The 11,587-nt window shown below is 45.6% G+C and carries 11 protein-coding genes; 5 read left to right on the top strand and 6 right to left on the bottom strand.

Annotated elements, in window-relative coordinates:
• Window positions 1-16 precede the first annotated feature (16 nt).
• The 3 genes from H8K32_RS18230 to H8K32_RS18220 all read left to right on the top strand — a co-directional run bounded on the left by H8K32_RS18230 (window position 17) and on the right by H8K32_RS18220 (window position 2,273).
• Window positions 17-739: a pseudouridine synthase gene (locus H8K32_RS18230; protein ID WP_186913995.1), complete on the top strand. Its 723-nt coding sequence runs from the start codon at window positions 17-19 to the stop codon at window positions 737-739.
• Window positions 740-869: 130 nt separating this feature from the next.
• Entirely contained in the window at window positions 870-1,481 is a 612-nt protein-coding gene (locus tag H8K32_RS18225; RefSeq protein ID WP_186913994.1) for a ParA family protein, read from the top strand.
• 192 nt (window positions 1,482-1,673) lie between these two features.
• Complete coding sequence (locus H8K32_RS18220) at window positions 1,674-2,273, top strand: lysophospholipid acyltransferase family protein (RefSeq protein ID WP_186913993.1); 600 nt, start codon at window positions 1,674-1,676, stop codon at window positions 2,271-2,273.
• A gap of 178 nt (window positions 2,274-2,451) precedes the next feature.
• Here the strand turns inward: H8K32_RS18220 and H8K32_RS18215 are convergent, their stop codons facing one another.
• Complete coding sequence (locus H8K32_RS18215) at window positions 2,452-3,531, bottom strand: acyltransferase family protein (RefSeq protein WP_186913992.1); 1,080 nt, start codon at window positions 3,529-3,531, stop codon at window positions 2,452-2,454.
• A gap of 255 nt (window positions 3,532-3,786) precedes the next feature.
• Between H8K32_RS18215 and H8K32_RS18210 the strand changes: the two genes are divergently transcribed.
• Window positions 3,787-4,512, top strand: a complete 726-nt coding sequence (locus H8K32_RS18210) for a flagellar basal body-associated FliL family protein (RefSeq protein ID WP_186913991.1) — start codon at window positions 3,787-3,789, stop codon at window positions 4,510-4,512.
• A 106-nt stretch (window positions 4,513-4,618) separates the two neighbouring features.
• Here the strand turns inward: H8K32_RS18210 and H8K32_RS18205 are convergent, their stop codons facing one another.
• From H8K32_RS18205 to thiL, 3 genes are all read right to left on the bottom strand, one after another.
• On the bottom strand, window positions 4,619-5,104 hold the full coding sequence (locus H8K32_RS18205) for a CinA family protein (protein ID WP_186913990.1): 486 nt from the start codon (window positions 5,102-5,104) through the stop codon (window positions 4,619-4,621).
• A 130-nt stretch (window positions 5,105-5,234) separates the two neighbouring features.
• Complete coding sequence (locus H8K32_RS18200) at window positions 5,235-5,759, bottom strand: phosphatidylglycerophosphatase A family protein (RefSeq protein WP_186913989.1); 525 nt, start codon at window positions 5,757-5,759, stop codon at window positions 5,235-5,237.
• Window positions 5,756-6,724, bottom strand: a complete 969-nt coding sequence (thiL, locus tag H8K32_RS18195; protein ID WP_186913988.1) for a thiamine-phosphate kinase — start codon at window positions 6,722-6,724, stop codon at window positions 5,756-5,758. Before thiL ends, H8K32_RS18200 begins: the two co-directional genes overlap by 4 nt.
• Window positions 6,725-7,070: 346 nt before the next feature.
• On the opposite strand from thiL, the gene H8K32_RS18190 reads away from it, so the two are divergent.
• The gene (locus H8K32_RS18190) at window positions 7,071-9,383 is read left to right on the top strand and encodes an NADP-dependent malic enzyme (RefSeq protein ID WP_186913987.1); all 2,313 of its coding nucleotides are present in this window, start codon (window positions 7,071-7,073) and stop codon (window positions 9,381-9,383) included.
• A gap of 63 nt (window positions 9,384-9,446) precedes the next feature.
• Here the strand turns inward: H8K32_RS18190 and H8K32_RS18185 are convergent, their stop codons facing one another.
• Complete coding sequence (locus tag H8K32_RS18185) at window positions 9,447-10,364, bottom strand: 5'-nucleotidase (RefSeq protein ID WP_186913986.1); 918 nt, start codon at window positions 10,362-10,364, stop codon at window positions 9,447-9,449.
• 52 nt (window positions 10,365-10,416) lie between these two features.
• Window positions 10,417-11,067: a DNA oxidative demethylase AlkB gene (gene alkB, locus H8K32_RS18180; RefSeq protein ID WP_343068068.1), complete on the bottom strand. Its 651-nt coding sequence runs from the start codon at window positions 11,065-11,067 to the stop codon at window positions 10,417-10,419.
• Window positions 11,068-11,587 lie beyond the last annotated feature (520 nt).

The raw sequence follows: 11,587 nt of genomic DNA, 5'->3' as shown, positions 1-11,587 counted from the left end.
CTGCTAAAGTTGCAGTATGAGTAAATTATCCTTAGATCGTATCCTGCAATCGCAGGGCTTTGGTTCACGCAAATATTGCCGTGAACTGATATCCGACGGCGAAGTCAGTATTGCTGGCGAATTCGTTGATGACTATAAACTGACCGTTGAGACGGAAGGCTTGGTATTTCGTATTTTTGATGAAGACTGGGAATATCGCGAGCATATATATATTGCGCTCAACAAACCCGCGAATTTTGAATGCTCTCGCAAGCCTAGTCATCACCCCGGAGTGTTGACTTTATTGCCGGAACAATTTACTTGGCGCGATGTGCAGCCAGTCGGACGATTAGACCATGATACGACTGGCATGTTATTAATGTCGGACGATGGGCCTTTTATCCACGCACAGTCTTCACCTAAACGGCACATTCCTAAAGTTTATCAAGCTACTACGGCAGAACCAGTAACTACTGAACTCGTGAATTCTCTGTTGAGTGGTGTGCAATTACATGACGAACCCGCACCGTTAGCTGCGCTGTGGTGTCGTCAATTGGATACGAATCAGATAGAAATTGTCCTGGAACAAGGTAAATATCATCAGGTCAAGCGTATGCTCGCTGCTGCAGGTAATCATTGCGCAGCCTTGCAACGTACAGCGATCGGGCAACTGAAGTTGAGTTCTCTGAATTTACAAGAAGGCGAATGGTGTTACCTCAGTGTTGAGCAAATGGCGTTATTGGTTGCCGATCAAAACTAGCAAAATATGCTGGCAATAAAATCTAGTTGCCCAATATCTGAGAAGGTGAAGTTACAAACATGCTCTCTTTGAGTCAAGCTGAATACATGTAAATATTGATATCTGATTTCAACTTGTGGGGAATGTCCGTATGCCAGTCATCGTCGTAGCAAATCCTAAAGGTGGCGTAGGTAAAAGTACGTTTGCGACCAACCTTGCAGGCTATTTCGCCTCGCAAGGGCATAAAGTGATGCTGGGCGACATTGATGCCCAGCAATCTTCCCGTACCTGGTTAGCTCTCAGACCAGAACATTTTCCTGCTATTTCGGCGTGGGAAATTGATGCCAATGCGATTGCTAAACCGCCGAAAGGTACGACACATGTGGTTTTGGACACGCCAGCGGGTCTGAAAGGAAATAAACTCGATGCCGTATTAAAGTTGGCGGATAAAGTGGTTGTTCCATTACAGCCATCTATCTTTGATATTTTGGCAACCGAAGAGTTTTTTAAGAAACTAGCCAAGCGTGAGCAAAAATGCGAAATCGGTATTTTGGGTATGCGAGTCAATGCCCGTAGTCGCGCAGCTGATCAACTTACGCACTATGTGCAGCAATTAGATTTACCCGTATTAGGCTATTTGCGTGATACCCAGAATTATGTCCAGCTCGCGGCTCACGGAGCCACGCTGTGGGATGTCGCACCGTCCCGGGTAGAGAAAGACTTACTCCAGTGGGATGACATCCTTCACTGGATACATAAATAATAAGCTTTCGCTAGATTTTGCTCGTTTTTGCTTTTGGTGAAATTTCTATATTGCCGATAAATTGACGTTCATCGGTAAAAAAATAGTCCAGTCGTACTAAAGAAAAATTTCCCCCTTTTAAGATATCTCCCTATAATGCCGTCTCGTTCTGGAAGGGGACGAATTTCTCTTTTGATATCAAAGACTTACGGCATGCATTTAACTATTTTTGAAACCCCGTTGATTAATTCTCTGGCACGCTGGATTTCCGTCACTATGTTGCGCTTGCTAGGGTGGCGTATTGAGGGGCAAGCTCCCATCGAGCAAAAATACGTGCTCATTGCGGCACCACATACCAGTAATTGGGATTTTCCATACACCTTGATGGTTTGTTTTGCGCTGCGCTTACGTGTTTATTGGATGGGGAAGGCAAGCCTATTTCCGCCCGTTTTCGGTCACGTAATGCATTGGCTGGGCGGGATTGCCGTTGATCGTAGCCGCTCGGGTAATCTAGTACAAAGTACAGTTGATGCATTTCATGCCAATCAACGTCTGACAGTGATTGTTCCACCGGAAGGAACCCGAGGTAAAGTGACACACTGGAAAACCGGGTTTTATTATATTGCTTTGGGCGCTGGTGTACCAATTGCACTCGGATATCTCGATTTTTCTCTTAAAACTGCCGGTATCGGAAAAATGTTTATGCCAACCGGTGACCTGCTTGCCGACATGGAAGAAATTAAGAAGTTTTACAGTGGTATCCACGGTAAAAATCCGCAGCAATTTGATGGCGATAATATCCAAACTAAGTAACAGTTAGTGAATTAAAAACTGATGATTGATCAGTCATCGCACATAAAAAACGCCTTGGTTTCAGAAATGGAAATTTTGAAGCGAGGGCGTTTTGTCTTTTTCGCTTAACAGGTAACAAGTAAAAAAGTAAAAAGCAAAAAAGCAAAAAAGTAAAAAGCGTGCTCAATTGCAGCAAAAATTATTCAGCAGCGATCGATTTCTTCGGTAGCGTTTCTGCTGGTGACGCCGCGAGTTTTTTTATGCGACCTGTTAATAATGCCGCCATTGGTTGCAAGATTATTTTTTGCGTCAGGCGTTCGCAATAGGGGTGCGCCGTCAGGTATACGATCACAGCGCTACATAACAAGGAAATTGACAGTCTGGCGGTAGGCTCCATGCGCAATATGGCAGGTAAAATCCCAGATTGCTGCAAAATGATTAAGGTCATACCGTGCCACAAAAACACATACATCGATTGCTTACCTATCCTCGATAATCCCAAGTCTTTGCGGCTCAGTAAGTAGAGTAATGCTAAGCCAAGTACGCAAGATACGGTGTATTGCAGCATCTGATATAGCGTCCCGGTTATATTTGCCATCCCGAGGCGATTCAAAGAAAAACTGCCGTACAACCAACGGTAATCGAATAGCGGCGGTAAGAAGAAAATGCTTGAGATTGCAATAGCAACGATCAGCAAGGAGATGATGATCAATCGTCTATCATTTTCTTTAGATGAGAATAATTCGGGACCAATCACTGCACCCACCAAAAAGTAAGGGAAAAATAACAAGGTACGAGAACTGCTCAACAAATACCCTGCATGTTCAGAATAACTTGTTCCCAAGGCCAGAATTAATGACAGTGCAACCGGAAACTGCATTCTCAAAAATAGCGGTAACATCAGGCGCCATGATAATAAACTCATCAGATACCACAGCATCCAATAGGGAGCGACTAAGCCGGCGTAGACACTGAATTTGCCAACTAACACATATTCCGTGCATTCGTAGATCAGTTCAAAAGCAATCAGCGGTGCAACGATATTTTTGATGAGTTGTAATGCTTGTTTTTCATCGACGATTGTTTTGGAGAATATCCCAGATACCAACGCGAACATTGGCATATGAAACGCATATACAAAGATCCAGATTGGACGTAAAAAACTATCATTGGCGATATGCAATTCGATGAAATGTCCAAATACGACCAAAAATATCAGTACCCCTTTGATATTATCTAAAGCGGAATTTCTTTCTGTTGAGGAAAAAGTAGGAAGCATTGGCGGGACTGTAGCAAATAAAAAAAACAGCACATCATAATCGAAACAGCGAAGGATATAATATCCTTAGTTTGTAACGTGCTGCGCTGCATCTAGATTCGGCCGCTTTGCAAATTCTTAGCTATTGAGCAATTGACTTATTTAAATAGAAATTTCCCTTCCTTTAAAATTCATGAACTTTTTGCTATGATAAGTTTCCTTCGTGAAATTTTATTTGGGTTACAATCGCTGGTTGAATGAATTCCTGATTTCATTATGCCGAACGAAAAGAACAAAGCGAGCTTGTTGAGTGCGCAGCTAGATTTTGAAGGCGTAGCTAGTCCCCCAGCCAAATCTGAGGCACTGGATTTTTTCGACCTTGATATTGATGCTAACGCGCGCACCGATATGCTTGAGGAGTATCTTCCGTCACCTCTGCTACCCGATTCGCCTGTTGCTGAGCCGCAAAGCTCTGCTAATACGGTGAGGACTCCATCTACCGTTGTCAAGGAACCCGTTGTTCCAGAATTGCTGAAACCGCAGAAGTCTGTTTCCAGATCGAATAGTTCCAATAAATCAAGCAAGAAAAAAAAGGAAGGCAAAAGCGATAATTTTGCTTTGTATGCTGCAATTGTCGCGTTATGTGGATTTTTAGCAGTTTTTGTCGCTATTTTTTACGTCAAGGTCATTGCTGACGACGGCGAGACCCCGACCTACCTGACTTTACCTGAGACCGTGGTGAACGTTGACAACAACGTGGTCAGGATAAAAATTACTTTACAAGTCGAAAAGAAAGATAGGGGGTGGCTCAACACAAATAAAGTAACTTTGATGCAGCTTTTACCGATTGTCATGACAAAAATCGATCCAAATGATCTTCATTCTGAAGAAGGCTTCGATTTAGTTCGTGAAAAATTACGCGTAGAACTTAATCGGGAAATGAAAACCGATAAAATTCAATCGGTTTTATTGGATCAATTGTTAATGAAATCTCGTGATTAATATCAGCTTCGGTAGCGTGCGACCACAACTTGGTTTTTAAGTATGTGTTAAACCGTAGTGTATCGGAACGATTCCAGACACTAAGATAGTCTGTTAAATCTGCGAATTACATCTCACGCAGGTAGCGCAGCAACCTGTCGAGAGCGTGAGCAATTGTCTGTTCCCTAACGGCACGTCGGTCGCCAGAAAATATCCGACGTTCGGTGTGCGTTACACCGCCAACTTTCCAGCCAAAGCAGACGGTACCGACAGGTTTTCCGGGTACCGCGCCAGTAGGACCTGCGATGCCTGTTGTGGATAAGGAGACATGGGCTTCTGAATTTGCAATGGCACTTTCAGCCATCGCTGCGGCGATCTCTTCGCTGACAGCGCCATGTTGTGCAATTAGTGCCGCAGAGATATCTAGTAACTCGGTTTTAGATGAATTGGAGTAACTGACAAAGCCACAATCAAACCATTCAGAAGAGCCTGCTACCTCAGTAACAGCGTAGGCAATCCCGCCGCCTGTGCAAGACTCAGCAACAGCCAGTAAGAGCTTTCTTGATTTGAGTTCTTCACCGACCTGTATTGCAAGTTCAATAGCATTTAGCATGATGTCTCCCCTAGCTGTTTTTTGGCTGCTTTTTGGTTCTATTGCAGACTTACTTTACCACCATGTGCGCAGCATTTGAAGTCTGTTATCAATGAATAGTTTATTTGCAGCGCACATTTACTCATCGTTGCTAAAAGTGTCTCCACACTGCAAAACTAAGCAAGGTAAAAAATGCCGCTACGATGTCATCGAACATGACCCCGAAACCACCTTTAAAGCGCTGATCAAAATAACGAATAGGCGGTGGCTTCACCATGTCAAAAAAGCGAAAAATGATAAATGCGTAAAACTGTGTCTTGAGATCGGCTGGCGTGACTAACAGCAGAACCAGCCAAAACGCAATAATTTCATCCCAGACCATGCTGCCGTGATCAGCCACCCCTATATTTTTTCCGGTGATCTTACACGCCCAAACGCCCACAAAAAAACCGATGGAGATAATCCAAAACCAATGACTAGGCGTAAAAATATCCGGCCAGCGTTGGCTAAAAAGATCGAATATCAACCACGCAAATAATGTACCGGCCGTACCTGGCATAATGCGGGAAAGGCCGCTACCAAAGCCTTGCGCCAGAATATGTGCCGGATGGCTGAACATAAATTGAGCTGTCGCTTTTTTTATTTTGCTACTTTGCGCTGGAGCTGTACTTGTCATGGCGTGGTGAAATGGTCGAAGGATTGTAAAGAGAGGCAAACCGGATTGGCATGCTGATCCAGAAAACGTAAGCCAGGTTCCGCATCGATGCGTCCGACGCGTGTAACCAGGGTATTCGCAGAGGCCGCCGCCGCGACGACCTCTGCCCGCCGTTCTGCTGGTGCAGTAAAACATAGCTCGTAATCATCCCCACCCGACAACGTGAATTGGCGTCGCAATGCTGGCGGAAAATGCTGCAATATTGGTCCTGCTGGCATAGCATCAATTGCTAAGCTAGCGCCTACACGTGAAGACTCAAGAATATGGCCGAGATCGCCGACTAAGCCATCTGAAATATCGAGTGCAGCATGGGCAATTCCACGTAGTGCGATACCGAGTGCAACCCGCGGTGTCGGCTGGTGCATGCGTGTTGCCGCTTGCAATTGGTCAGCCGGGCTAAGCTCCAGCTCACGCCAGTAACCAGCTAGTGCCAGACGGGCATCGCCAAGATTTCCAGAAATCCAAATATCATCACCAACTTGAGCGGCGTCACGACGCAAGGCCATCGAGAGCGGTAATTCGCCAAAAATAGTAATGCAGATATTTAGTGGACCCTTCGTTGTATCGCCACCAATCAAACGGCATTGGTGTTGATCGGCAAGCGCAAATAAACCTTGCGAAAATTTCTCCAGCCATGCTGGATTGGCTTCTGGTAAAGAAAATGCGAGCGTAAAACCGACGGGCTTGGCACCCATCGCCGCCAGATCCGATAAATTAACTGCCAGGCATTTGTGCCCAAGCAGGTAAGGATCCGCATCAGGGAAAAAATGACGCCCAGACACCAACATGTCGCTGGAGATCGCCATTTGCATGCCAGGTGTGATGTTTAATAATGCACAATCATCGCCTATACCTAGTGCAAGATGTTCATCGGGCTTTGTATGTCGCGCAAAGTAGCGCTTTATTAAATCGAATTCTGAGAGCATACGGGCATTGTACTCAAGGAAGTTGCGGTGTCCAGATGGAATCGTTCATTCGTTAGAAAAACTCATTTTACGTTGAGATTGTTGATGAAATTTAAGTTGTAGATTAGACGTGCAATGTACTGAGCAATTTACAGCGAGCCGACTATCCACAATCGTTCGTCACGTCAACATCTTAAACTGCTTGTTTTTAGGATATTTCGTTTTCAATTTAACAATATCATGTATATCCTTATGCGCTAAAAGCATAGAAGTCGTACAAATACGTATAAAGTTAGAAGATTCCCTCTGATAGAATCACAGGCAAACTTCAGTTTTCCGTAAGCAAAATAGAAAAAAGGCCTACCACATGGATTCGTCAGCAGATCAAAAAGAGCAAATACGTCAACAATTGCGCCAGGCAGCACTCGAATATCACGAGCATCCGACGCCAGGAAAAATCAGCGTCACGCCAACCAAGCAGTTGACGAATCAACGCGATTTGGCACTTGCGTATTCTCCTGGTGTTGCTGCTCCTTGTGAAGAAATTGTCGCCGACCCGGCCGCTGCTTTCAAATACACAGCACGTGGCAACCTGGTTGGTGTGATCACCAACGGCACTGCAGTGTTGGGCTTGGGTAATATTGGCCCACTGGCATCCAAGCCAGTGATGGAAGGTAAGGGCGTTTTGTTTAAAAAGTTCGCTGGCATCGATGTGTTCGATATCGAAATCAATGAACCTGATCCAGACAAGCTGGTCGATATCATTGCCTCTCTGGAACCTACTTTCGGTGGTATTAACCTCGAAGATATTAAAGCACCAGAATGCTTCTACATCGAGCGTAAGCTGCGCGAACGCATGAAGATCCCCGTCTTCCATGATGATCAACATGGCACTGCGATTATCGTTGGCGCGGCAATCATGAACGGCTTGAAAGTTGTTCAAAAAGATATTAAAACAGCTAAATTGGTGGTTTCCGGTGCTGGCGCTGCTGCGTTAGCTTGTTTGGATCTGATCGTCGATCTTGGTTTTCCAATTGAAAATATTTTTGTGACTGATCTGGCTGGTGTGGTTTATAAAGGCCGTGCTGAGTTGATGGATCCGGACAAAGAACGTTTTGCGCAAGACACTACAGCGCGCAGCTTACGCGATGTGATCCCTGGCGCAGATATTTTCCTGGGCTTGTCTGCTGCAGGCGTATTGAAGCAAGACATGGTCACGCAAATGGCGCCGCGCCCTTTGATTTTGGCATTGGCGAATCCAACGCCAGAAATTTTGCCGGAAGAGGTTAAAGCCGTCCGCGATGACGCTGTCATGGCGACCGGACGTTCTGACTTTCCTAATCAGGTGAATAACGTCTTGTGCTTTCCGTATATTTTCCGTGGTGCACTCGATTGCGGTGCAACGACGATCACCCGTGAAATGGAAATTGCCGTGGTACATGCGATTGCTGAGCTGGCACAAGCAGAGCAGTCCGATATCGTGGCATCGGCCTATGGCATCAGCAATTTATCGTTTGGACCTGAATATCTGATTCCTAAGCCATTTGATCCACGTCTGATGATCAAGATCGCACCGGCCGTTGCGAAAGCTGCTGAAGAGTGTGGTGTCGCTGCGCGTCCGATCAAAGACATGCAAGCCTACATAGAAAAACTGCAGCAGTTCGTCTATCACAGTGGCACTTTCATGAAACCACTGTTCCAGATCGCTAAAAAAGCGCCAATGGAACGTAAACGCATCGTCTTTGCTGAAGGTGAAGAAGAGCGTGTATTGCGTGCCGTGCAAGTGATCGTCGACGAAAAATTGGCAGCGCCAATTCTGGTTGGTCGTCCGCATATTCTGGAACAACGCATAGAAAAATTCGGCTTGCGTCTGCGTCCTGACGTTGACTTCAAAGTCATTAACCCTGAGTTTGATCCACGTTACCGCGAATACTGGCAAGCGTACTACGAAATGACTTGCCGTAAAGGTGTCACTGAACAATACGCAAAATTGGAAATGCGTCGTCGCCATTCCTTAATCGGTGCCATGATGATCCATAAAGGCGATGCCGATGGCATGATTTGCGGCACCTTTGGTACTACAGGCCTGCATTTGAATTACATCAATCAAGTCCTCGGCAAGCGTGAAGGCGTGAATGTCTATGCAGCGATGAACGGTCTGGTATTGCCGGATCGTCAGTTGGTCTTAGTTGATACCCATGTGAATGAAAACCCAACTGCTGAACAAATCGCCGAAATTACGATTCTGGCAGCAGAAGAAATGCGTCGTTTTGGCTTGTTACCAAAAGCGGCTTTGCTGTCCCATTCTAATTTTGGTTCCAGCAACAGCGAGTCCGCACAAAAAATGCGTGCCGCTTTAGCGATCATTCAACGTGATGCGCCGGATCTGGAAGTTGATGGCGAAATGCATGGCGACACCGCCTTGGATGCTAGCTATCGCAAAAAAATGATGCCGGGTTCCAGTTTGAAAGGTGATGCGAATTTGTTGGTGATGCCAAATATCGATGCGGCGAATATTGCTTATAACCTGTTGAAAACAACGGCGGGTAACAATGTCGCGATTGGTCCGATCTTGCTTGGTTGTGCAAAACCAGTACATATCCTGACGCCATCTGCGACTGTTCGTCGTATTGTGAACATGACGGCACTGTGTGTAGTGGATGTTGTAGCGCAGCGTTAATTTTTGATGATTGTTTAAGAAGCCGGAGCGCCAAAAACGCTCCGGCTTTTTTATTTGAATAAATTAATTTTTTTGCTCGGGTGTTTGCTTAATGGGGACGCGTCCAGTCGGAACAACATCGGATGCTTTCAGACAGTGACCATGCTGATCATCAAAAAACATATGCGGCTTAAAGGCGGATAAGACCGCTGATTTATTCACGCCACCCATAAAGAAAGTTTCGTCGATGGCAATGTCCCATGCGCGCAAGGTGCGAATCACGCGTTCATGCGCTGGAGACGCGCGTGCCGTGACGAGTGCTGTGCGCAGTGGGAATGCTCTCCCGTCTGGTGCTTTGAAATGATTTTGCAAATACGACAGCGCTCGCAGTAAACGTGCAAATGGACCATCCGGTAAAGTCTTTTTAGCGTTTTCTCGCTCGTGCGATTCAAATGCTTCTACACCTTGTTGTTGGTAGATTCGTTCGGATTCATCCGAAAAAAGTACCGCGTCACCGTCAAAGGCAATCCGAATTTGCTCCATATCCGCAGCGTTGGGAGGCATAGGGTAAAGCATCGCTGAGGCGACTCCAGAATTGATGGCTGCTTGCACATCATCTTCATGTAAGGACAAAAATAAACTGACGTTAAACGCATTCAGATAGGGGGCCAGCGGTGCGCCACCAGTCAATGCAGCGCGAGTAATGTCCAATCCGTAATGTTGGATGGAGTTGAAAATACGTAACGACGTTTCAGAAGAGTTGCGTGACATCACCACCACTTCTACCATTCTGTGCCCGGGTATGAGTGCATTTAACTTTAACAGTGCTTTGACTAAAGCATAGCCGGCACCTGGTTTAAGGATGGTGTTTTCATTCTCTAGTTGATGTTGACGAAATGCGTCCAGACCTTGGCTTTGAAAAATTGCATCTTCCGCTTCCAGATCAAACAAGGCGCGTGAAGAAATTCCTATGACCAGCAAATTATCGAGTGAAAATGCCATGAGCCTGTCTCAAGTTGTATATATGTTTGCAAGTATCGCATAGATGCCGGACTTATTTTGCACGTCGAAAAGTTAGGTTAATGCGCTGAGAGCCCAGTGTGCCATGCGGCTGATCTTTGACGGATTTGACACCATGAAACAGCAGACGCGCAGGACCACCCCACACCAGAACATCACCATGTTCGAGTTTAATACTGCTGAGTGGGTCGCTACGTTGTAAGCCGCCAAACACAAATATTGCAGGCATTCCTAATGAGACGGAAACAATAGGATGATTAAAATCCAGTTCATCCTTATCTTGATGTAGTGATAGTTTTGTTCCGGGCAAATAGCGATTGATCAGGCAACTATCAGGGATGAACTTGTCGAATCCCGCCGCTCGAGCTGCGTCGATTGCCAAATCTTTGAACCCCTGTGGCATCGCTGGCCAAGGGGCTTTTGAGATTGGGTCGAAACGAATATAGCGATAGCCGTGTGTATCCGATATCCAGCCGAATTCCCCGCAGCTGCTATTTTGAACGGCAATAGTGCGACCGCCGGGCGTTTTCATTTGGCGTAGCGGCGCTTGTCGAAGTATTGCATCCAATTCAGAGATCAGCGTATCCGCACGTTCAACTGCGTACCGCCTTAGTATGACTGCTCCGGGAAATAAAGTTTCAGTCCAGTGAGTGTCCAATTGTTCGTCGAATAGTAAATAGTTCACGATGCTGTTCGATCTCTCATATTTCTAATGAAAGCGTAGTAATTGATGAGTAATCAGAATAGTAGACCAAGTTTAAGCATTCGTTTTGATGACGGGTTCTATGTAGGCTTAGCCTTTCTTTAAGATATAAATCATTTTCCAAATTCCCCTTGCGTAACAGCACTAAACTTTGCTATAGTTCGCCTCCCGCTAAAACGGGAAGCAAGAAGAAAGCAGCGGCCAGCAACTCCGGCGATTTGATCAGGTAGAAATGACGCGAAAGCGACATGTTTCACCAGAAAGAACAGCAAAAGCAATCAGGGAGTTGACAGGGTAAATAAAGTGCTGCATAATCTCGCTTCTCTGCTGCAAACGAACACAACGCTTCGTTGCTAAACCAGGTAAATAAATGCCTCGGTTTGAGCGGAAAAGAATTTAAACCATTCGGTTCTTTAACAATTAACAGTCAATAAATGTGAGCACTTGATGAAAGCGCACCGATTAGTTTCTAACTGATCGGAATGCTTAAAAAATATCAAAT

This window comes from Cognatundibacterium jejuense, assembly GCF_014284255.1.
GTDB classification, from domain to species: Bacteria; Pseudomonadota; Gammaproteobacteria; order Burkholderiales; family Burkholderiaceae_D; genus Undibacterium; species Undibacterium jejuense.
This window is presented reverse-complemented; position numbering and strand designations above follow the sequence as displayed.